Origin of the sequence: Okeania sp. SIO2C9, from assembly GCF_010672455.1 — a bacterium.
In the GTDB taxonomy this organism is placed as follows: Bacteria; Cyanobacteriota; Cyanobacteriia; order Cyanobacteriales; family Microcoleaceae; genus Okeania.
Genome location: NZ_JAAHGO010000019.1, coordinates 58,071 through 81,763, shown reverse-complemented (window position 1 = coordinate 81,763; position 23,693 = coordinate 58,071). Strand labels below are relative to the sequence as shown.

The window sequence follows — 23,693 nt, the reverse complement described above, 5'->3', positions numbered from 1 at the left end:
AAAAGCAGGTTGTTAATTATGAAAATTCCTATAGGGTTAAAAATTAAGCAAGCTTATTTAAGACAAGTAGGCACTCAGAATAATAAATCAAATAAAGGATTTACTATTTTAGAAGTAATAATTGTCATGTTAATAATAGGTATTTTATCTGCGATCGCTGCTCCTTCCTGGGAAGCTTTTATTACTAGACAACGTACTCGTACTGTGAATAGTCAGGTATTGCAAGCTTTACAGAAAGCACAAAATCAAGCCAAGTTGAAAAAGCAAAGTGTTGAGGTAATATTTTACGATCCTAGTACAACTCCTCCTATAGATCCAGCGCTAGATCCACCAGAAGTAGATGGCATTGAATATAACTTAACTGCCAATGGGGAAATTAAATCAGGAATGGTCGCGTTAGTTTCGGGTGTATGTACAGATGAAAATTGTACTGCGTTTAATGCCACCCCAAACGTTACATTTGACTATTTAGGTACAGTGAGTCAAAATAATGTGCCTTTCATTGTCAAAGTTTCCACACCAGATGATGGACTCAAACGATGCGTAATTGTACAAACCCTCTTAGGTGGAATGAGAACAGCAGAAGGAGATGATTGCCCATAATCTAATTTAAGCCTATGCTTACCATAAAATAACTGCTCTGTCAAAGCAACCCCAGGTTAACGACAGGGCAATTTTTTTATGCAAAAAAATATCATCATGTTTGACGTTAAATTGTAAATTGTTAAAATGGTAAATAGAGATAAAAATATTTAAAAACAGTAAATAAGGGTTGAAATGAACGTAAAAACATTAAACTCCGTAAAATCAACTATTACTAAAATTGCTGCAAAAAATTCATCAGAAAAATCACTTAAGCAAAAAGAAGCAGGATATAGCCTCACAGAATTAACATTAGTCGTACTAATTATTGGTATTATTGCCGCGATCGCTGCTCCCGGATGGCTAGCATTCATCAATAACTACCGTCTCCGCACCTCCACTGACAGAATATATCAAGCTATGTTTGCAGCTCGTCGCAATGCCATACGAGATAAAACTGCTTGGCAGGCAAGTTTCCAAGAAACCACCAATATTATTGGGCAACCCGTCATTAGGTATGCGCTACATAAACCAGCGATCGCTCCCAATGACCTGCCAACCTCAAGTTGGAAATATCTAGAACTTGGTATTGAGATAGACGACAACGAGAAGAATGACAAAGGCAAATATGAAACTACCCTCCGGATAGTTAAACCTGACACCAATACAGTTACTACCAACAAAACAGACCCCATCTACCGTGCCCTTTTCAATTACAAAGGTTGCCCAGTTTATAAACCAACTAACCAATGTACACAAACTAGCATCCAAGCAAAAGGGCGTATTGCTATAAAGCATGAAAACCTAGACAAACCCAAAAGATGCGTAATTATTTCCACTTTGTTAGGTGTAGTGCGAACTGGAAAAGACCAAACCAAAGCTTTAGACGGAAAATACTGCCATTAAAATTTTTCCTCCGGTTTCGCGATCGCATCAAACCATTCTGAAAAGTCAACTGGCACAAACCAGTTGATTTAATTGTCAATCAAAAAATAAAATTCTATAAACTACTATTTCCCTATACGCAATAATACAGAAACAATATAACTGTAATATGCTATAGAGTGAAGTTCTCTCCCGTTAAATAAGAGCGATTATAACGGGAGTTTCTCAAACAAAGAAGTTTCTTGCGAGTGCTGGCGCAACGCTGCGCGAACACAGGCTGATTAATCTCATAGCCTCCACAAGCAGACAAGATGATACCCACCTCGTTTAATGCTTTATTTAAAATGTTAATTGCTGCATTCTCGTCCCTATCCAAAACTGTTTGACATTTAGGGCAAGAATTAATTCTAACTGATAAAGTTTTAGATACTTTTTGACCACAATTACTACAATGCATGTGATGTATTGTGAGGATGTAGGGGCGAATGGCCATTCGCCCCTACTTACATGAACACCTTAAATAATTAATAATTAATAGTTAATAATTAATAATTAAAGAATCATATCAAATCCGGTAGTATCGGTGTCATTTAATCTTTAAAGATAAGAGTCTATATTGTAGGGGTAAATGGCCTTTTGCTCTTACCGACTGTATGACGATTGACAAAACTATACTACTGTGAAGCCAACTGACTTTGATATTATTAATTATTAATTATTAATTATTAATTATTCATTATTCATTATTTACCTGCATCATAAATTGATTTTGATAGTTTAGTATTTTTTGCTAAATCTCTAATGTTTAGGTCTTCCACAGCAATTAAGTCATATTCTTTAACTAATTTATGAGCAGTAATGCACATGGAAATCTTCTCTTTGTCTAGCAATATGTTGATGTAATCTAGCTATTCTATTTTGTGCTGCCCTCCAGTTGTTTGATCCAATTTCTTTTCTAGATACTTTTTTTTGCTTTCTTGCTAAATTAGATTGTGATTTTCTATAAAATTTAGGTACAGAAACTGTTTGATTTTTCTGACCTTGATTCCAACCAAAAACTATTGTACCAATAGAATTTTTTAAACAATGATTAATGACTATTTTTTAGTGCTGCATTTGAACAGCAATCGAAACCCTTTTAATTTACAGCTCGGCAATTCCCCTCCCGTTAAATCGCAGATTATAACGGGAGACCCCGAGACCGTATCAAGTTGGGTTGATCTTTACCAAATTCAAAAAAGGTAGTTACATCTTAATTTGTGATTTATTGCTACAATTAAAAATTGTATATATCCATCAAATTTCAAAGTTAAGCATTTTTTCCCCTTTTTTATCCAGTTTTTCTTTCCCTGTTGCTTTCCGGAGCTGTTGCCTGTTGCCCGTGTTGAGACTGTAGCAATATTTTATGAAATTGGTATTAACGGATAAGCTGCGCTAACACTGTCGCTCAACTCAACCTACATTAGCTATTTTCAGAAGATATAATGATTAATTATTAATTATTGAACAAAACTTTCCTCCAATTCCAAAACCTGCCAAACTTCTTCCATCAACTCTTTCAAACCAACACCCGCAACAGCAGAAATCAAGAAAACTTTTCCCCTACTAATCTCCCTAAACCTACTCACCAACTCCTGCATTTCTAAACTTTCTAAATCTACAGCATCAACCTTATTCAAAGCTAAAATTTGCTTTTTATCTTCCAAATTTCGCCCATAAACTTTCAACTCATTTTGAATAGTCTGATAATTTTCCACCGGATTAATATCTGTAAGATCGACCAAATGCAACAATAATTTAGTTCGTTCAATATGCCTTAAAAATTCATGCCCCAAACCCAAACCAGCAGAAGCACCTTCTATTAATCCTGGAATATCAGCAAAAACAGTACCATCTCCCGTCGGTTTTCTCACAACACCTAAATTTGGTACTAAAGTAGTAAAAGGATAATCAGCAATTTTCGGACGGGCAGCAGAAAGAGCAGCAATTAAAGTAGATTTTCCCGCATTTGGTAACCCAATAATTCCCACTTCAGCTAACAGTTTCAACTCCAATCTTAACATTCGCGTTTCACCCTCCAACCCAGGCAAAGCATATTCAGGAGCACGGTTACTATTGCTGAGAAAATGTTTATTTCCTAACCCACCTTTGCCACCTTTTGCAACACAAAAACTTTGTCCGGGTTTAACCAAATCTCCCAATAATTCCTCAGTTTCCGCATCATAAACCATCGTACCAGGGGGTACTTCAATTAAGCGATCGCTCCCTGAAGCGCCAGTCATATTTTTTGGACCGCCACGCTTACCATTTTCTGCTTTAAAAATACGCTGAAATCTAAAATCGAGCAAAGTTTGAAGATTTTCAACCGCCACTAAAATCACAGAGCCTCCACGGCCACCATTACCACCAGATGGGCCTCCGGCAGGCACATATTTTTCTCGGCGAAAGGCAACCATACCATCACCACCTTTACCAGCTTCTACTTGAATTTCTGCTTGGTCAATAAATTGCATATTTATCGGAAATGCTGTTTAGTTGAATAAAAAGTCATGTGTAGGGGCGAACAACTCCTAATGATTACATCTTATCCCAATTTTTTTGGGGATGCAACACCAAATCCCACCTTTTTTTCTAGAGCTTTACACAATGAGATTTGGGTGAGGTGATTTGTCAGTTGAGCGATCGCTTTATATATATAACTATTGAGTGGAAATGCTGTTTAGTTGAATAAAAAGTCATGCGCAGGGGCGAACAACTCCCAATGATTACATCTTATCCCAATTTTTTTGGGGATGCAACACCAAATCCCACCTTTTTTTCTAGAGCTTCACACAATGAGATTTGTTAGTTGAGCGATCGCTTCGATATATCTATAGGTTAATCCTGCTGATTTTTGGTTGAATAAAAAGTCATGTGTAGGGGCGAACAACTCCCAATGATTACATCTTATCCCAATTTTTTTGGAGATGCAACACCAAATCCCACCTTTTTTTCTAGAGCTTTACACAATGAGATTTGAGTGAGGTGATTTGTTAGTTGAGCGATCGCTTCATATATATAATCATTGAGTGGAAATGCTGTTTAGTTGAATAAAAAGTCATGCGCAGGGGCGAACAACTCCCAATGCTTACATCTTATCCCAATTTTTTTTGAGATGCAACACCAAATCCCACCTTTTTTTCTAGAGCTTCACACAATGAGATTTTGGTGAGGTGATTTGTCAGTTGAGCGATCACTTCATATATATAATCATTGAGTGGAAATGCCACGGCAAACGCATCTTGTCAATAAACTAGGGGTAATTATCAATAAACTATGGTTTATTGCGCTTGTTGACAATATACTTTCCATATATGGTATTTATTTAATTTTTAAAACACTATATATAGGGGTCAGCAAATTAGATGCGTTTGCCCTGAGTGGAAATGCTGTTTAGTTGAATAAAAAGTCATGCGCAGGGGCGAACAACTACCAATGATTACATCTTATCCCAATTTTTTTTGAGATGCAACACCACATTCCACCTTTTTTCTAGAGCTTCACGCAATGAGATTTTGGTGAGGTGATTTGTCAGTTGAGTGACCGCTTCGATATATCTATAGGTTAATCCTGCTGATTTTTAGTTGAATAAAAAGTCATGCGCAGGGGCGAACAACTGCCAATGATTACATCTTATCCCAATTTTTTTGGGGATGCAACACCACATTCCACCTTTTTTCTAGAGCTTCACACAATGAGATTTGAGTGAGGTGATTTGTTAGTTGAGTGATCGCTTCATAGAGCAGATTCCAAGTACATAAAGTACAGATATTAACAATTAAATGAATGGAATCTCCGTGTCTTCAGACCGGAGAGTATGTCAATGTGTATAACTGTAGAATTATTCTCACCTAACCCACTTTACTAGCTGTGCTTAATTATTCTTGTGTTAAATTTTCTTGGTTATTTGTTCTTTGTTATTAGGGTAGTGGTGCATGGTAATTTTTTCGGTAACGGTATAGCAAGCATTTCAGCCACCATTCACCATTACTATACAGGACTACCGTTATTAGTTCATCAACAATACTTAGACACATCCTCCTGACATTCATCTGCCAAATAAGATAAAGCACGAAAACGTATACCAACCAACTGGTCGTAAAGTGGGTTAAGTTTACACATAGCTGGAATGTGGGCTACTTTCTTACCAAAAATCACAATATCTCGCTCAAAAGGACATTGAGGGGGAATCATTTTACATACCATGTGAGCCACTTTTGGGTCATGGATATCCCATCCATCCAACCAATCTTTGATGGGAGCAAGTACAGTTTGATGATGTTCGGGGTCGTGGGGAATAATGAAAGTGCCAGTATGTTCTGTTTGTTCAATCCAACTTTCTAAATCATCTTCTCCTGCTTGTTCCTTGGCTTTTTCCAAATTTTTTCTCAGTGCATCTAAAGCTTTAACCTTTAGTCCTAAAGCATCACAATATCTATGAAGTATGTCATCTTCAGTAATAGAATAAATTCCATCTGCCAAGGCTACCATTACCGCAGTTCTCATAAAATTTTCTGCTATGGTAGGATTTTCTCCCAGTACCCTAGCTAAATCATCTGGATTAATGGGTTGTAATTCTGAGATTTCAATTTTAGAAGCAAACTCTTCGTGACTAAAGTGGTCAAATAAATCTTTCTCTGTCACATCTAATTCCCCATCAGCATAGGCAACGGTCATTAGTCCTCTTAACCAGGTAGTAGTTTGTTCTTTGTTTAGGGGAGATTTGACGATGCTAGTCATGGCTTAACCTCTGATTAATATATAATTGACTAACTCCTAAAACCAATTACAAATTAAGTTGGTATAAGTAAGAGCTATTACTTGATATTTTACCTCACTATCTCAAGCCTAAAATCTTAAAGTTTCTGATTTATTTAAACTTTACTTATTATGATTTTAGTAGTCATTGCTACATCATTTTATGAAAAATAATGATTACGATCTTTAGCTATTACCCAAAAGGAAAAATCAATTCTTCTTGCTTGTTCTCTACAAACAAATCATCTAACTTATTTCCTGCAAACTTACCCAACCTTCCCATAATTCAGAATTATTAAAAGAACCAGAGTTGATTAGTTCTAAAATATCCTCTGTCATTTTCGTGCCAATATTATCTATAGGAAGATCGTTACTGTCATAACCGAAAGGATTTTCTATTTCTAGACCAATGGCTTCTATTCCTAATAGAGCAAAACTAATAATGCCTGACACAGGAATAGTCCACCAACTTAATTCAGCAACAAATTGAAAAGGAATGGCAAAGCAATAGATGAGTAATAAATGCTTTAAATGAATAGAATAAGCTTTCGGAATAGGGGTTGTAGCAATTCTTTGACAACCTCCAAAAGCGATAAAAATTTCTTCTATTTTTTGATTCCAACTGATTAAAGTCAATTCATTGATAGAACTATTTTTGGTAAGTCTATCAAAGTATATTGTTAACCATTTAGTAATTTGTAGAGGCATATTATTACTTCTATTCAATTCTAAACATTGAACTTCAGAGATATATTTTTTTATTTCTTCGTTAATCTTTTCCTTTCTAACTTGAAGTTTTACTGCAATAAAAAGAGCAATTAATAGTTTTATGTAAGATATTTTTTGAGCGTAATCTTCACTATTATTCTCAGGAACAAACACTATTATATTTTTTGCCATAATGCAGCAATTTTTAGAAATAAGTCCGATTAATTTCCGACCTTCCCAATAGCGATCGTAAGCAGTATTAGTTCTAAAAACTAGCAATAAACCAAGGACTATTCCTGGAATAATACTACCTAAAATTGGCTGATTCATTGGCAAATTATTACCATGAGCTATAGTAACTAAAAGGGCAAATACCATGATTACCAATACTCTGAGCCAAATATTGGGAATGACTGAACTTTTAAAGTCAAAAATTATATGGAACCAGCTTTTTCTGGGGTCTTCCATTGGCTTAACCTTCAAATATATTGTGATTGCTGAAAGGGAATAGGAAATAGGAAAAATATATTATAAGTTGGTATTAAAATTAGTTATTAATTCTTATTCATTGATTGTGATTTTTTTAGTTGAGGAAAATTCTTAATAGGAATTAAACAAAATTAATTGTACATTTTCCATCATTCAAGCCTTTTTGCTACAAAATTTACAGAAAATTAGAGTAGGTAACTAATTGTATGCAGATGCTTATGTTTAATTTATCTGTAGACTGCTATATTCAAATAATTGAACAAATTATATAGATAAGTATAAGCAAGAATATTTTGTTTTATGTTTGTTTACTGATTCATAAATTGTCGTATGTTGTTTATAGTACTATGGGCTAATGCCAAGCGTGAAAAAAGAATGTTACGAATAATAAGTGTGATTAAAAGGCAGGTACAGGAGATGTCTCTTTGACAGAAAAGAGAATTTATGACCTAAAAACTGGTATTGAAGCAATTTCCGTGTGACTCCTGACTCCTGACTCCTGAATCCTGAATCCTCAGAAATAGCCTAACTATTCGTAGCAAACATTTATTAAACTGGCATAAGATTAGGTTAGGAAAGCTATCGGATTGGTGTGAGGTATACTAGGGAAAAATCTGACTAAATAAAGCTGCGAACAATTTGTAAATACCAAGACGTTCAACAATGAATAATGAATAATGAATAATGAATAATTACCTCTCCATAAATTGAAGAGGATTGACAAATTCATGATAATTTTTCTTCACAGGAGTCGATTGGATATGGCTCCGAGACCCGTTCTTGCAGACCCGCTCCGAATGGCGCCATCCCACCCTTCGGGAAGCTGCGAAGATCGACCGCTTATTATCCCCTTAAAAGGGGAGGCTTTAAAGCACAATTTTTCGGTAAAATGTAATTTTTATTCTTTATAAAGCTGTTTAATGAAAAACCTATAATTCGAACGCTCATATACTGTTAAAATCATCTATAAATACAGGGCTGTTTCATTTGAAACTGTGTCATTTTATGTATTGAGGAAACCACGTTATTCCAAGCTTTAGGAAATTTATCTTTCCCTGTCTGAAAATCAAGAAATTTATTGCCAAAATCTAGAATGAAATTACCATGCTATAAATATAGTATTTATCGATGAGTTGCTCAAAATTTATTGTCATTTTTAATCACAAAAATTATTTTCTACCATCCACCATTTTCTATTCCTTTTTTGAGAATCATTAGATTGTCAAAAACCTATAGCAATCTTATTTTAATTGTGAAATATTCTAGACTTTTAAGCAATAGTGGTGTGACCCCGTGGGGTGCGACAGACGCACCTGGTAGCGCACTCCTGTGATGGAATAGGGAATACCGAAGTAATAAAATTCTCATAAATCATTCCGGATTGCTAATTGATTCCAAATAATCAGTTGTGATCTGGATTCAGTACTCAGATTTTATTGAGAAGTTTTACATTCTCTGCCATTCAATAAATAGCGAAGTTGTTTTAGCATCTTCCCCATTACCCATTACCAATTACAATTATTGTATTCTGCATTACTTCATCACAAAAGTATCCTTGTTTACCAATACACAATCAAACCAATATAGCCACCTTACTGCTAAAGAGCGTAAATTTATTTCATTTCCAGCTCAATTATTGCTAGATAAAAATCTGCTAGTTGGTAAAATTCTCGACTTTGGCTGTGGTTTTGGTAATGACGTTAAACTACTACAACAAAAAAACTTTCCAGTCACTGGTTATGACCCTTATTATTTTCCACAATATCCCCAGACAAAATTTGATACTATTCTCTGTTTTTATGTATTAAATGTTTTATTTGAACAACCACAAACTCAAGTTTTGATGGAAGTTTCGCAATTATTAAAACCTGGAGGTAAAGCTTATTATGCTGTTAGAAGAGGTTTGAAGCGGGAGGGTTTTCGAGAACATTATATACACAAGAAACCAACTTATCAGTGTTTCGTTAATTTACCTTTTAAATCTATCCACACAGATGAGTTGTGTGAAATTTATGAATATATTCATTATAATCAGCAAAAAAATTCCACAAACAATTGCTTATTTTGTAACCCGCGTAAAAATTTACAGTTAATTACAGAGTCAGCAAAAACTTATGCAATACTTGATGGCTATCCAGTAACAAAAGGGCATACTTTAGTTATACCGAAACGTCATCTAGCAAATTATTTTGAGTTACCTGTAGATGAACAATTAGAATGTTGGTTAATGGTAAATCAGGTACAGAAAATTTTAGAGGAAAAGTATAATCCGGATGGGTTTAATGTAGGGATAAATGTTAATCGTGCCGGAGGACAAAAAATGATGCATACTAATGTTCATGTTATCCCTCGGTATCAGGAAGATACCTTAGGAGTTAAGGGAGGAATGAGATTTGTTGTGCCAAATAAGTAAAGAAAGGAAGAAGGAAGAAAGAAGAAAGAAGATGGTTTTAGTTGTCTAGTAAAGAAGGAAAAATATTATTTTGTCTAAGTTTTAAGTTGTTGATATGTAAGCATTCAGCTAGCTCGCGGTCAGCTCTTCGGTGCGGAATGCGCTCGCATTCAGCTTTTTAATAAATGAAGCAAGCATTTGCTTAACTTCTACGACATTTTTAAACAAAGAATTGAAGCACAAGAACAGCAAGCTTAAATTGTCCACTAAAATTAATAAAGCTGTTTGCGCAGCATTCCGCAGGAAATGCTTACGTTGATATTTCCTAACCTTTCTTTCAACTGCTATAAAATTATAAATTTTTCCATTGTATAATTTTGAGACTAACTAACTTTTTTGACATACTCCCGACGTTGCCCTTACGGGACAACGCGGGATTCTTCAGTCTGGGAAACCCTGACCGCTGTTTAGACAGAGGTGATGTCCTCCCCCTGTGTTGGACCTTACCATAACAAAATGTACCTAGCTTGTCAAGGGCATATGAACGTTTAGCTTATGAAGGTATCCGAATCTTGGCCCTGGCTTGACCATACGACGCTCCCCTGCGGGAGAGCGCGGGACTTCCCGCCAGGGAAGTTAAATATAAAATCAATGAATCAGCATATTGTAAAAAAAAGGATTTTTTTAGTGGGTACTCCGCGATCTGGAACAACTTTACTACAACAAATATTAAATGCTCATTCCCAGATAGCGATCGCTCCTGAAACTAATTTTATGAAAAAATTTTGGCGAAAAAGAAGATTATACAAAAACTTATCTAATGACCAAAACTATCAGAAATTAATTTCTGATATAGTTAAAAAGCCCGTATTTGCAGAAATGGGACTTAATGCAGATGATTTTCGTCAAGCAGCTTTGAGTATCACAAGAGACTATGGTAGTTTATTCAATCTTTTATTAGAAAAATTTGCGGAATTAAAAAAAACATCAATAGTAGGAGAAAAAACCCCGGAGCATCTCCGATATATAGAAATGATTTACAAGTTTTTTCCCTCAGCATTATTTATACATATTGTCCGCGATCCTAGAGCTGTTGTTAATTCTTGGCGAAAAGTTCCTTGGTCTAGTGGAAATGTCATAGATGATACACGAGTATGGCATAGAAATATGATCTTCATCGACAACTTACCGACTCATATAAAATCCTCAATTATGAGGATAAATTATGAAAAACTGGTACTTGAGCCAGAACAAACACTCAAAAAAATGTGCAATTTTATAGGTGTTGAATTTGAGGCACAAATGCTAGAATTTCATACAGTAAATAACAATTTAGTTAATGTTGACAGAGAACCTTGGAAAGTTAATATTAGACAACCTTTAAATCCTAAACTCATTAATCAATGGCAATCTGAATTATCACCATCTATGATATTTGATATTGAAGCAGTAGCTTGGTTTCAAATGATTCGTCTGAGATATCCTTTAAACACTCCTTTATTCAAATTACTACCAAAGTCACTAAAAATTTACTTTTCTGAAAATAAAAAAAATCAAATTAATCAGCAAATTAAAAGTTTACTCAGGATAAAATAGTTCACCAGTAGAGTTCCAATTGAATAAATATTTGATATAACAGTCGAAGGAAAGGTGAGAAAATATCAAAAGCTTAAAACTCAAACAAAGCCAGATTTTTCCTTCTCTCCTAGATAACTAAAGCCTTCTTTCTTACGCTAGATTAAATATCAGTCAAGTGAGATAACAAACTACTCTTAGTATTAGTACGAGTAAAAGAATTCCAGGTTCCCAAATCTTTGCCAGAATACCCACATAACATAGCTCTAGCAGAGTCACTTAATCCCTGCACCAAAGTAAAATCAACTCCAGCAATACTAGGAATATTATCTAAACTCGCTCCCGTCAAATCAGCAGCACGCAGATCAGCTCCCTCTAACTCTACCCCATTGAGTCGAGCATCCCGCAAATTAGCACCTACTAAAAAAACTCCCTTCATATTAGAACCACTAAGAGCCGCACCTTGCAAGTTAGCACCTGTCAAGTCAGTGCCACTCAAATAAGCACCCCGCAGATTTGCCCCTTGAAGGTCAACTCCTCGGAGGTAAGCTGTATTTAAGAAAGCTCCACTCAAATCAGCTCCTGGTCCAACTGCTCCTGATTTTTTATAAGCAAATCCTTCTGGCCAAATTGTTTCACTATTATAGTAAGCTACTTGTAATTTAGCTCCTGCCAAATTAGCGTTAGTCAAATTAGCCTTTTGTAATTCAGCTCTATTAAGATAAGCATCGGTTAAATCTGCTCCACTCAAATTAGCTCCCTGAAGATTTGCTCCTCGTAAATCAGCACCTTTGAGATTTGCTCCACCTAAGTTTGCCTCACTCAAGTTAGCTCCAATTAAGATTGTATTATTTAGATTGGCCTGTTGTAAATTGCTTTGACTCAGATTGACTTGATATAGTTCAATTTGGCTGATATCTATATTTTGTAGGTTACTACCTGTAAGATTTTTGTCTTGCTGATAAGCTTGAATAATTTCTTTAGCTGATTGAAACTGCATTTTGTTTGAAGAGTTTTCGCTATTAAAGTAAAGTATATATTTGATTTATTCTATCAAAAAATCTTGAAAGAGGACTCCCATTATAATCTTTGATTGAACAGCAGGAGTGTCAAAATTTTATCAAAATAATTGGGTCTAAAACCCCGCTTTTTCAGGCGAAGTATTTTTAGAGACTTGCTCAAATTCCCGTTACAAAAATAACTTTTGACTTTTGAATTTTGACTTTTGACTTTTGACTTCGTCAAGACTCTCAATTAGATTTTTATAGATTTTTCTGAACTAAAAATCTCTTAGATTTTAACAAAACTTTAGGGGCAAAAAAAATGAAATTCACACCACCAATGACAATGATGGATTTTTTTCTTAAAAGTGAGGGAATATGGTTTTCTCAACGTACTGTCCATCATTTTGATTCTGTTCAAGATGAGTCAGGAAAATCTAATTTGATCGTCAAAGTTTTAACAAAAGATGACCCTAAAGTTTTGGAAGTTTGTGAACAACAAAATGTCAACCCAGCTTTAGCAACAGGTGGTGCAAGTTTTAATTGGCAAGATAATTTAGATAATGATGAACCTAATCCAAATTATGCTGCTATTTTAGTAGATATTCCTGATTCGGAAATAGGCTCAACAGGCAAATTTTTGCGTAATCGTGGTTATGTTGAAGGTATTCCTGTAGTGGGTAGATATCATTTTGCCACAGATGGAGTCTTGACAATTGATACAGAATATGAAAGAAACCAAGGGCAAGAACGTTGTTGGTTTCTAACAGATGATTTTCGAGTCAGAGTTAGTACAGTGCGAATGATGAATGGTGTTAATTTGATGAGTTATTCCTCTGAGCGTCGTTGTGTAACTCGCGAACAATTAGAAGCAATGATTGAGAAGAATGTTGCTGGAAGTTTAAGTTAATATGCTGAAATAATCCAGTCTATCTAATTAATATTGATCGTCGTGTTATTATTAACACAGTGAGGTCAAGATTGTGTCAACAGTATAATCTTAACCTCACTACATTTACGAAATCAAACTACATCAAGTTATCGGTGTTTGGAAGACATCGGTAACTATTTTTTTTCTTGCTTGCGCTTAGCCATGGCCAAACCCAAGCCACCAAAGGCAAGAACACCCAACATCGAAGCAGATTCCGGTGTTTTGACCACTTCACCTTCTGCACCATAGGTTCCTCCAGCATCACCCACAAGATCTCCAAATACAAGTACACTGTCGCGTGATTTGATGGTCTTGGCAGGTTTGTCTTCAAATTCAGGTATGTAGAACCACCAGTCTCCTCCAGTGAGATTTACTTCAACAGCACCACTATTTAGCTCTTCACCTAAGAATAATGCTCCTGCTTTCATGGTAGCCATTACGTCACCATCGCTAACATCACCACTCATATCATTATCAAAGGTGAATTTCAGATCGTTTGTAAGTTCAAACTCTCCCGCACGAGCAATACCAGAAGCTGGAGCAATAGTAACATTAGATACCAGTTCAAAAGTTCCCATAGTAGAATCACCCGGTATTATATCATAAAGTCCAGGAGTATCGAAGAAGGGTTCAAAGTGATTGGTAGCGATAAAACTAGCTGCTGCTCCTCCCAACTCTAGGGGACTGAAGGTAACATCAAAACTATTACCTATACCAGCATTAAAAACATCTTTGATTTCCTGATTGAAGTTAGTTGTTGCATCATCCCATTCTAGGGTAGATACTTCACCTGGAGTAGCTTGAACAGGAGCAGTAGTAATGCCAGTTATAGCGATCGCGCCGATAGCTGCTACCCCAACGGGAGCTAGCTTTTGTAAGAAATTAGGTAAATTCATCGTTAAATCCTTAGATGTAGATACTTTACAAAAAAAAATGCGAATAAGTGAGGATGTTATTCATCACCCATTTAGAGTTAGCTATATTGCTTGTTTAAAATATTTTAAACAAGCTTTAGCTTTCTACGGGATTATATTCTAAAGCAAAAAAAAAAGCAACAATAAACTAACATTTTTAGTGAATTTAACTACTCTTAAAGTATCTAAATATAATATTAATTTTTTGAATACTTTCTAGATTCTAGATAGAGCAATAAAAAATTAAATAATCATACTAACTAATACTATCCATAATCATGGTAATTCATATTGATATAATCAAAAAATACTATCAAACTGCGACGATTAATAACATACTTTTGTAGCACATTGGTAATTTCTAAGATGATTTTCTGTTAGGGGTGACACCCCTTGCCTACTCTAATTGGGTATTTAGAACTATCACAGAGGAATGAACCTTAAGGTTTCATCTTTTGATTTACCAACGCTTTTTGTAGAAGTATTAATAAAATTAATCTTAAAAATAATATTGAGATTATCAATAGTTACAAATTAATAGTTACAAGGGTATGTTTTTTACCTTTACAGCGGTTTTCATTTGGGTAGACCACAGTAGGGACGTTCCATGGAACGTCCCTACAAAGTTTTGCTTGTGAAGATGTGGTTCATCAAGAGCGAAAAGCGCTGTAATATAAAAGAAGTGTGGGAAGAAGGGTAAGTGTGAGGAGAGCGGCAGGTTTTGAGTATAAAAAAGCACGCTTATGTTAAGAGCCTTGAGGCCAGAGAAGATGTCATTATTGTCAGGGCAAAGTTCAACAATTAATTATGAATTATGAATTATTACCTCTCCTTAAAAAGAAGAGGATTGACTCAAAGGATTTTTTTTCTTCTCTTGGTCGATTGGATATGGCACAGGTTTCCTCGCCATCTCACCCAACGGGGAAGCTCCGAAGATCGACCGCTGCTCCACGGCGAGTGAGAGGCTTTAAACCTTAATTATTCGGTAAGGAAGAGGGAAGATGTAGGAGAGACTAAAGAGCAAGAAAAAAACTTAAATTTTCGACGTTGCTGAATCAAGGTATGAAAATAAAAATTGAACAATCTCAAATATTTGTTATTCAATAGTTTAGCAACTACCAAAAAATACAAATCATACCCACGCATCAGCAACGCCAAACTTCCTATATATATTCATGTTTGGGTTTACACAAACGATACAAACGGACATGGTATCAGTTATTAGTACCGACCGCTGAAGCCAGAGGTTTAAAATACTGAAGTTTATTTCAAAGCTACTGACAACCAACTATTAAATAATTCTTGATGATTGGCAACCCATTCTTCAGCATGACGGCGAATATCTATAGGTTTATTCTCCCCATTTTTAACTTTTTCTTGTTGGAGGTTGACATCCTGAAGCGGAATTTCAATCTGTTCAAATAAATTTTGAACAACTGGATTATCCTGCAAAAAATTCTTATTTGCTAATATCCGGACTCGATCGACTGGAACACCAAGATTTTTTCCATTAACTGAAGTATCTTCTGCGGTGAAATTTCCCTGAGTTTCTAATAAGGATGTAAAAGGAACACCCAACCATTTTACATCCTCCTCAACTTTTAAAATTGAAGCTAACCAATGAGGAGTCCAAGTAAAATAAAGAATCGGTTGACCTTCTCGATAACGGGTCAAAGTATCTACCATTAAAGAAGAATAATCTCCTTCAATTTGCTCAACAGTATCCTCAAGTCCGTAAACCTGTAAATGATGATTTATTATTCTTTCACACATCCAACCAGCAGTACAACCGATTAAATTTGCCTTACCATCGCTATCTGAATCAAAAAGTTTAGCAATTTTTGGATCTTTGAGTTGTGATAAATCAGTAATATTATATTTCTCAGCAGTTTGTTTATCTATCTGATACCCCGCTTGACAGTCAGAAATAAGCGCTCCAACCCGTTCTAATTTATCTTCTCCACCATTCTTATCAAAAAATTCTTTGTGGGCAAATTGCCAATGGACACCAGTAAAGTCCACATCATCATTACTAACAGCAATGTGCATTGCCGGAACGTTCAATTGTTTTGGTCCTTTCACCTGATAGCCTAATTTCTCCAGCCCAATATTCACAATTTCTGTAATAAATATACCGGATGTTTCCAGACCAGAAGTAGAACGGATAATTACTCCATTCCCTGGCAATGTTTTATCTTTTGAGTTTATAGTAGTTTGGGACATCAATTGCCAGCCACTAACACCAACCAGCAAAGCAACCAAAATACTAATTCCCAAAGTTGTGCCTTTTTTTTTGGAAAAGCCACGAGACCGCCACCATCCAATTAAACCTCGCTCTTGCCAAGAAAGAACATTTCCCTGACTAATAGCTTGAGTGATACGGTCGAGCATCACCGCAATTAAAACAATACCCAAACCACCTACAGCAGCTAGTCCGACATTTAAACGACCCAGACCTTGCAATACCATTTGTCCTAATCCCTCTACCCCAATCATTGAGGTGACAACTGACATTGATAAGGCCAACAAAATCGCTTGATTTGTACCAGCCAAAATAGTAGGCAAAGCCAAAGGAATTTGCACTTCTAATAAGACTTGTTGGGGAGTCGAGCCAAAAGCCAAAGCTGCTTCTACTGCTTCTGGAGATACTTGTCTAATACCCAGATTTGTCAGACGAATTAGAGGAGGAACTGCAAAAACAAATGTGGCAATAATACCTGAAACTTCTCCAATTCCAAACAACATTACTACAGGTACTAGGTAGACGAAACTCGGAAGAGTTTGCATAGCATCTAGAAAGGGACGTAATATTTTGTTGAAGCGATCGCTAATAGCACTAAGAATACCTAGAGGGATACCCACTAACATACAAAATATTACGGCTGTTAGAACTAGGGCCAGGGAAACCATTGCTGCTTCCCAAGCGCCACAAAAACCAATTATACAAAGAGCAATGATGCTGTAGATGGCTATTTTTCTTCCTACTAATTGCCAGACAAGCAGGGCAATAATTATGAGAAAAATCAAGGGGGGAATAGCTAGAAAACCAGATTTAATTATTTCCAGAGTATTTTTTATGGGTAAGCTGATAGCTTGAAATAGGGGACGAAAGTTATCAACTAGAAAATTAACGGCAGTGTTAACCCATTCGTCTAGGGGTAAAGTGTAAAACTGGAAGGGATTTAATACTGTTTCTAAGCCTCCTTGACTTGCAGTTATAAAGTAATTTGATATGGGAAAAAATTTGAACACTATATTATTGGCTCCTTTGGTGTTAGGTTTTATTCAAATCTTTAGGTAGCAGGGACTTACAGATATCTTCCTCCTAAAGTGCTTGATAAATAGTCTCTGGAAAGCTATTTAATTTATATTTATATTACTCTGGCTCGAAATTAATATTTTGGCATCAGTGCTCAAAACAGATGGTTTTTTGAGTTGTTAACGCTACATATCTAAGACGTTATAGTTTTTCTTTACTATATATAGTGTTTTTCCCTGATTTCTCCATTTATTTTGGATAGTATTTTGGCATCAGTGCTCAAAACAGATGGTTTTTTGAGTTGTTAACGCTACATATCTAAGACGTTATAGTTTTTCTTTACTATATATAGTGCTTTTCCCTAATTTCTCCATTTATTTTGGATAGTATTTTGGCATCAGTGTTCAAAACAGATAGTTTTCTGTGTGAGAATAGATGATTTTTTGAGTTGTCAAGGCTACATATATAAGACGTTATAGTTTTTCTTTACTATATATAGTGCTTTTCCCTAATTTTTCAATTTATTTTGGGCAGTATTTTGGCATCAGTTCTGAAAACAGATGATTTTTTGAGTTGTCAACGCTACATATATAAGACGTTATAGTTTTTGTTTACTAGATATAGTGTTTTTCCCTAATTTATCAATTTACTTTGGGCAGTATTTTGACATCCTAGAAAATGTTTAAGTACCATTAGTGTCAATTATATTTTGATTTTTGTTTTCTTATAGAAGCCATTTGGTATCTATTGAACAAGTTACAAGTCCAATACCCATCTGGGTTTTATGATTCTGACACCTCAAATTTTTTGAGCAATGATTCGCATAAAATTTAATTCTATCGCCCACTGTCCACTACTTGCTTCTTTTAGCCCCAGCTAGTTTTCCTTGTGATGCTTATTTATGAGTGACACAGCCTGGGAAGACATTTGTGATGAGCATTGCCATAGCATCATTGACTGAGTAGTAACACCGTATTTCTTTGACTACTCCCCGGACTTAAGTCACGGGGATTCTAAGCAGATACTACGCAACAGGATAAATCCGTGTTGCTCCGTTTCTTCTTAGCTGACCAAAGATATATTCTTTGGGGACAAGTCAAAATGCCCCTACACAGTCGGCTTAAGTTTAACCCTAGCTTTCTGCTTACTTTTGTGATTATATTTGCAGCCCCATTACAGTCTGCATTAATACACCAATTATTGCCTGTTCTATACAAACCACGCTTTATTCTCTTTCCTGACGGTTTCCAATTATTGGGTTTCTCACCATAATTAGGTAGATTGTCACCATCTAAAAATGAAGCAATACTTGTATAACTTTCCTCAGTTTCTATAAATCTAATCCCATACTCTTCACATAATTGAGCAATTCTTTTTTTCAGTCTAGCTGTAGGAATTGGTACAAATTCTGAATTACTTTTCTTTCCTAATTCTATTTGATTTTTCTGACCTTTATTCCAGCCAAATACAATTGTACCAATATGATTTTTTAAACAATGATTAATCACTATCCTGGCTGCTTTATTAATTCCATCACGGATTTGGCGGTTACGCTTTTCTGTAATGGCAGCTAGTTTATTTGACCAAAATCCAGTCGGTTGATTTTCTTTAATAGTTGATACTTGTTTGTTGTACCAACGATTCATTGATTTAATCTGTTTCCCATCTACAATTAAGCTAGTATTTACATTGGATACACAGGTCAACCAATTATTTAAACCATGGTCAATTCCTAATACATTTTCTTGATTTAATTGAGGTTTAACTATTACTTCTCTTTCATAAACACGCTTCCCAATAAAAACATCTGTTTCTCGGTAATATTCTCAGTTCTTTAAGAGTAGAGAATGCTCTTATACTAGGCATTGGAATTAAAAAGCTATCTACTCCAAACCAGCGTTTACAGGTATTCCCTAGTGGTATTCTAATTTGATTATCTTTAAGTTTTAATGCTTGCTTAGGGTAACTTACTGTAGCCATTCCCCCTTTTTTTCTATAGTTAGGAATCCTTGGTCTGTGTTCGATTTTACCTTCATTATAGGCAATAATAAGACCATAATAAGACCTAAATGATTCAGCTACAGTTCTCAATGTTTGTTGTGCTGCTTGAGAATATAAAACTTTGTAATGATAGTTGTTTTTATAGACCTTTTCCAAGTCAAACTTGCCAATACCAATCCTGGCTTTAAAATATAATTGCCGACCATAGTATATGCCCATGTTAGTTAGTTTGTGAGACTGTTCGCACAAGAATGTTAAAATGGGAATTAATCCAGGATTTTTACCTACTAAAACTTGCTGACAACAGTACATTTGAAACGGGCAGACCGAACAGTTATTGTAGGTAATAATAACACAGGACAACTAAAGTTGTCTAGTCTAAGCGACTCGCTTGTTTTCATCCCCCGGTTAAAACACGGGGGCCTTCAACGTCGCTTTTCGGTAATATTGAAGAGATTAATTCTGGATGATGATAAGTTCTTCTATGGGAATTGTCCATTAGCCAATAAATTTCACTAATAAGCTTACCCAACACTCCATCACCAATGTTACACGGTGCTTCAATAACCATTAGACCACTCGGTGAAAGAACACGAGATGCTTCTTTTAATGCGATATCAACATTTACTAAATGATGAATGACATTCCGCATTAAAAGACGTTCAATACAAGAATCTTTAAAAGGAAGGTTTTCACTCGGAGCTTGCTTTACCAATAAATTCATTAGTGTCGCCTGGGATACTCGCTTTTGACATTCTTTAACAGCTGACTCAAGAGGATCGACAGCTAATACCTGAGAGTTAGGAAACCGCATAGAAGCAGCTATACCAAAAGCTCCATTTCCACAACCTATAAAAGAGTGGAGACTTCTGCTAGTTTTAAGCAATCTATCACCTCAGAAATTTGTTCTGGTAGTTGATAACGATCTTTGTAGTCCTGACTATGAGTCCATGTATCAGAAATATGTGTATTTTTCTCAATAGACATGAGAGATGCCAGAATGTTTTAGAATCAAATTATACATTTTGTGGGCTAGAGATATACCTTGTTGTTTAAATAAATCGATATAAAGACCAGGAAAGGTATTTTCGTCAACAATAATGGGTCGATCTTTGTGCCAAATCATATCAAACCCGATAATCTCCGATCCAAGCACATTACTCGCTGGTAATGCCTGTTTTTCATGTTCGGGCAATACTTCACATATATCTACTTCACCACCAATTCCATTAAAATCATATATTTTTTGATAACCATTTCCTAGATCTGCTAACTTAGAAGTCCGCTTGCGATATCCATACATAATCTCTCCATCTATAAGAGTTGTGCTAACAAACTTATCAATACTGTTCTCATAGTATCGTTCTAGTAGTATGCCTCCACTATAACTTGTTCCAGTGTTTTCAAAGTTTTTCATGTCAACATATTCAACAATGTCACGTAGCATTGGAAAGCTACTAATTAACGTTACACCTTTTCCAAATCCTCCCTTTCTTGGCTTTAATAGTCCACATCCCCATTCTTCTAAAATAGGTTGTGCGAGGTGAACATTACTGCTAGATAGCAAAATTAAATCGGAAACATTTATTCCTTTCCGCTTGAGAAGCATATGTGATGTGTATTTATCCAAACCAGCTTCATAACTATAAGGATTAGGAATAACTTTTGTTGTTTGGGAGAGTGCTTTTAAAACATCTAAGGAATATATTCCATTCTCCCTGCCTATCTCTCCATACCAGAAGAATGTATCTAAATTACTTAAATTAGTGTCTTTATATAGTACGCTCGCGTTAACAATAATCACATCATTAAAATTAGGAATCTCGATCAGCTCAAATACACCGCTATCACTAATCAACCCTAGAAATTTTTCTATTTCTTGATTAGGTAGTCTATTTGTTAATGGAGAATGAGCATAGACTAAATTGGTGTCAATGTTATGATTTTTTTTTGGTAAAAACACACCAAATTTTAAACGATTCATAATCTTAACTATTCAAATTTATTTTTATTTGCATCAATGTGTCATAGCAATAGAAAATTTAAGTTTACTTTCAGGATTATGGAAATTGTAGTATGCGGATATTTCTAGTTAGCCATAATCCCTAACTCTAGGTATGCCTTGCAATACCTGCATATTTAGCCAGTAAGGTTTTTTGCTAGTTATTAGGGTGCAGTTCAGTTTTGAATCCAAGTAGCATAAATAAATATAGATAATTAGGGTTTGCGCTTTACTAGTCTTATGGGTGAGGGTAGGAGACAGGAGACAGGAGACAGGAGACAACCCACCCCTAACCCCTCCCAGGAGGGGAGAAATGGGAATTATAGAAGAGGTAGTCGGAAAAATTGTCCCTTGATTTGTCTGCCATAATCCTCCCAAAATACAAGCTTTTTGAGCTTTTTCGACTGAAAAGCTGACTCTTTTTTAGATCAAAAAATGCTACAACCAATATCAGTCAATGCTTTGATGTTTAATCAGCAAGCCCTAATTAGAGATTATTATAGATAATACCAGATTATAGGTAACAGTTATACCAATTTCCATGCATTAGTGCTATACTTGCAAAAGACTTCAGTTATTAACTAATTAGCAGAAGCCGAATCACTTTTATGCTAATTTTAGCTAATTTAATATTCATTATTCTTATTTTTTCTTCTCCCCTACTCCCCCACTCCCCTACTCACCTACTCAACAAAATGTAGAAAAGTTTTTGAGAAATGGTATTACTAGCCCCCCAAACTTGTAACTACATCAGAAGCTTCTACCATACCTTTAAACTCTTTTTCTCTATCAACTACTGCCACAGGAAATCCTTGTTTGTAAAGGTGAAAAATATTTTCTAGATGAGCAGAAGCATCAATTATAGGAAAATCAGTTTCTATAATCGCCATAATATCTTCATTTTCCTGTTTGAGACTGGTTTCTAGATGTTCTTTTTTGACCAAACCAACTGGTTTATTGTGTTGATCGAGCACATACATAACTTGGAGATTATGGTCTAACATTTTTTTCAGCCCAGAACCAACAGAATCTTGGCCTATCCTCAGAAAACCAGTCTTATTAATAATAGAACCTACCGTAATAAATTGGGCAGGATTTACCTCTTGGATAAAAGCAGTAATATAGTCATCTTTTGGTTGAGTGAGTAATTCTTCTGGTGTCCCCAATTGAACAATTGCACCTGCTTTCATAACAGCAATACGATCGCCCAGTTTCAAAGCCTCTTGAATATCATGACTAATAAACACAATAGTTTTGTGTAATTCTTTCTGAAGTCGCAACAATTCATCTTGCATCTCTCCCCTCGTCAATGGGTCAAGGGCACTAAAAGCCTCGTCCATTAATAAAATTTCTGCATCAGTAGCTAAAGCACGGGCCAAACCAACTCGTTGCTGCATTCCCCCACTCAAAGAGGTCGGTTTATAATCTGCCCATTTATCTAAACCCACTACTTCTAATGTTTCTAGTGCTTTCTGGCGACGATTAATTCGTTCAACTCCCCGCACCTTTAGTCCATACTCTACATTTTCCGCGACTGTTTTATGAGGAAACAACCCAAAACGTTGAAATACCATTGAGACTTTATTCAGTCGTATTTCTCGCATTCGTGTCTCATCAGCGTGAGCAACATCTTCATCATCAATATAAATATGTCCGCTAGTGGGATGAATCAAACGATTAATACATCGAGCCAGGGTAGATTTTCCTGAACCGGATAACCCCATTAATACAAATATTTCCCCTTGATTAATCTCAAGAGATATATCGGCCAATCCTAATACATTACCTGTGGATTGCAGTATATAATCCCTTGTTTTACCTTCCCGAAACAACTTAAGAGCAGCAAGATGTTTTTTGCCATAAATTTTGATTAGATTTTTTATAATTATTTTGGGTGGCATATTTTTATGTAATTATTGATTCTAAGTTAACAGAAATTAATTAGTTATATTTTAGTACTTTCCCAAGATTTTGTAGATAACTATAGCAATTCTAAATATTTTTTCAAAAATATCTGGATATATAAAAACTCTGAAACTTTTACCGAAAAATTGGGTTTAAAGCCTCGCCCTTGTAGGGCGACTTTTTATTTTATGGGCAAGTGAATTGAATATGTGGTACAGTGTTATTAGTTGCCGGGGGGCACTCGGAAACTCG

At 35.4% G+C, this 23,693-nt stretch carries 21 protein-coding genes; 6 read left to right on the top strand and 15 right to left on the bottom strand.

Annotated elements, in window-relative coordinates; translation table 11 throughout:
• Positions 1-18: 18 nt before the first annotated feature.
• Together F6K23_RS17190 and F6K23_RS17185 are read left to right on the top strand one after the other, a co-directional pair.
• Positions 19-603: a type II secretion system protein gene (locus tag F6K23_RS17190; RefSeq protein WP_293157914.1), complete on the top strand. Its 585-nt coding sequence runs from the start codon at positions 19-21 to the stop codon at positions 601-603.
• A 174-nt stretch (positions 604-777) separates the two neighbouring features.
• Positions 778-1,488: a Tfp pilus assembly protein FimT/FimU gene (locus F6K23_RS17185; protein ID WP_293157911.1), complete on the top strand. Its 711-nt coding sequence runs from the start codon at positions 778-780 to the stop codon at positions 1,486-1,488.
• Positions 1,489-1,639: 151 nt separating this feature from the next.
• Here the strand turns inward: F6K23_RS17185 and F6K23_RS17180 are convergent, their stop codons facing one another.
• From F6K23_RS17180 to F6K23_RS17155, 7 genes are all read right to left on the bottom strand, one after another.
• Positions 1,640-1,960 carry a zinc ribbon domain-containing protein gene (locus F6K23_RS17180; RefSeq protein ID WP_293157907.1) on the bottom strand — a complete coding sequence of 107 codons (321 nt, stop codon included), beginning with the start codon at positions 1,958-1,960 and terminating at the stop codon, positions 1,640-1,642.
• A gap of 250 nt (positions 1,961-2,210) precedes the next feature.
• Positions 2,211-2,333 carry a hypothetical protein gene (locus F6K23_RS17175; RefSeq protein ID WP_293157904.1) on the bottom strand — a complete coding sequence of 41 codons (123 nt, stop codon included), beginning with the start codon at positions 2,331-2,333 and terminating at the stop codon, positions 2,211-2,213.
• Positions 2,314-2,529 carry a transposase gene (locus F6K23_RS41880; protein WP_367267734.1) on the bottom strand — a complete coding sequence of 72 codons (216 nt, stop codon included), beginning with the start codon at positions 2,527-2,529 and terminating at the stop codon, positions 2,314-2,316. Before F6K23_RS41880 ends, F6K23_RS17175 begins: the two co-directional genes overlap by 20 nt.
• Positions 2,530-2,966: 437 nt before the next feature.
• Entirely contained in the window at positions 2,967-3,980 is a 1,014-nt protein-coding gene (gene obgE / locus F6K23_RS17170; protein ID WP_293157901.1) for a GTPase ObgE, read from the bottom strand.
• A 621-nt stretch (positions 3,981-4,601) separates the two neighbouring features.
• Positions 4,602-4,736: a hypothetical protein gene (locus F6K23_RS17165; protein ID WP_293157898.1), complete on the bottom strand. Its 135-nt coding sequence runs from the start codon at positions 4,734-4,736 to the stop codon at positions 4,602-4,604.
• A gap of 787 nt (positions 4,737-5,523) precedes the next feature.
• On the bottom strand, positions 5,524-6,246 hold the full coding sequence (locus F6K23_RS17160) for a Mo-dependent nitrogenase C-terminal domain-containing protein (protein WP_293157895.1): 723 nt from the start codon (positions 6,244-6,246) through the stop codon (positions 5,524-5,526).
• 264 nt (positions 6,247-6,510) lie between these two features.
• Positions 6,511-7,440, bottom strand: a complete 930-nt coding sequence (locus F6K23_RS17155; RefSeq protein ID WP_293157892.1) for a bestrophin family protein — start codon at positions 7,438-7,440, stop codon at positions 6,511-6,513.
• Positions 7,441-9,016: 1,576 nt separating this feature from the next.
• Between F6K23_RS17155 and F6K23_RS17150 the strand changes: the two genes are divergently transcribed.
• Complete coding sequence (locus tag F6K23_RS17150) at positions 9,017-9,874, top strand: HIT family protein (protein ID WP_293157889.1); 858 nt, start codon at positions 9,017-9,019, stop codon at positions 9,872-9,874.
• Between the two features lie 630 nt (positions 9,875-10,504).
• Positions 10,505-11,449, top strand: a complete 945-nt coding sequence (locus F6K23_RS17145) for a sulfotransferase (protein WP_293157886.1) — start codon at positions 10,505-10,507, stop codon at positions 11,447-11,449.
• Between the two features lie 142 nt (positions 11,450-11,591).
• Here the strand turns inward: F6K23_RS17145 and F6K23_RS17140 are convergent, their stop codons facing one another.
• Positions 11,592-12,428 carry a pentapeptide repeat-containing protein gene (locus tag F6K23_RS17140; RefSeq protein WP_293157883.1) on the bottom strand — a complete coding sequence of 279 codons (837 nt, stop codon included), beginning with the start codon at positions 12,426-12,428 and terminating at the stop codon, positions 11,592-11,594.
• A 323-nt stretch (positions 12,429-12,751) separates the two neighbouring features.
• Between F6K23_RS17140 and F6K23_RS17135 the strand changes: the two genes are divergently transcribed.
• Positions 12,752-13,339 carry a phycobiliprotein lyase gene (locus F6K23_RS17135; RefSeq protein ID WP_293157880.1) on the top strand — a complete coding sequence of 196 codons (588 nt, stop codon included), beginning with the start codon at positions 12,752-12,754 and terminating at the stop codon, positions 13,337-13,339.
• Between the two features lie 155 nt (positions 13,340-13,494).
• Here the strand turns inward: F6K23_RS17135 and F6K23_RS17130 are convergent, their stop codons facing one another.
• Positions 13,495-14,256, bottom strand: a complete 762-nt coding sequence (locus F6K23_RS17130) for a hypothetical protein (RefSeq protein WP_293157877.1) — start codon at positions 14,254-14,256, stop codon at positions 13,495-13,497.
• Positions 14,257-15,349: 1,093 nt separating this feature from the next.
• Here F6K23_RS17130 and F6K23_RS17125 point away from each other — a divergent pair.
• Positions 15,350-15,499: a hypothetical protein gene (locus F6K23_RS17125; RefSeq protein ID WP_293157874.1), complete on the top strand. Its 150-nt coding sequence runs from the start codon at positions 15,350-15,352 to the stop codon at positions 15,497-15,499.
• 38 nt (positions 15,500-15,537) lie between these two features.
• On the opposite strand, the gene proX is transcribed toward F6K23_RS17125, so the two are convergent.
• From proX to F6K23_RS17095, 6 genes are all read right to left on the bottom strand, one after another.
• Positions 15,538-17,526, bottom strand: coding sequence for a glycine betaine/L-proline ABC transporter substrate-binding protein ProX (gene proX / locus F6K23_RS17120; protein WP_293157871.1), 1,989 nt, complete (start codon positions 17,524-17,526; stop codon positions 15,538-15,540).
• A gap of 1,020 nt (positions 17,527-18,546) precedes the next feature.
• Complete coding sequence (locus tag F6K23_RS17115; protein WP_293158050.1) at positions 18,547-19,263, bottom strand: transposase; 717 nt, start codon at positions 19,261-19,263, stop codon at positions 18,547-18,549.
• A gap of 49 nt (positions 19,264-19,312) precedes the next feature.
• Positions 19,313-19,846: a hypothetical protein gene (locus tag F6K23_RS17110; protein ID WP_293157868.1), complete on the bottom strand. Its 534-nt coding sequence runs from the start codon at positions 19,844-19,846 to the stop codon at positions 19,313-19,315.
• 85 nt (positions 19,847-19,931) lie between these two features.
• Complete coding sequence (locus F6K23_RS17105; protein ID WP_293157865.1) at positions 19,932-20,420, bottom strand: class I SAM-dependent methyltransferase; 489 nt, start codon at positions 20,418-20,420, stop codon at positions 19,932-19,934.
• A gap of 90 nt (positions 20,421-20,510) precedes the next feature.
• Complete coding sequence (locus tag F6K23_RS17100; protein WP_293157862.1) at positions 20,511-21,518, bottom strand: RimK family alpha-L-glutamate ligase; 1,008 nt, start codon at positions 21,516-21,518, stop codon at positions 20,511-20,513.
• A 743-nt stretch (positions 21,519-22,261) separates the two neighbouring features.
• Complete coding sequence (locus tag F6K23_RS17095; RefSeq protein ID WP_293157859.1) at positions 22,262-23,437, bottom strand: glycine betaine/L-proline ABC transporter ATP-binding protein; 1,176 nt, start codon at positions 23,435-23,437, stop codon at positions 22,262-22,264.
• Positions 23,438-23,693 lie beyond the last annotated feature (256 nt).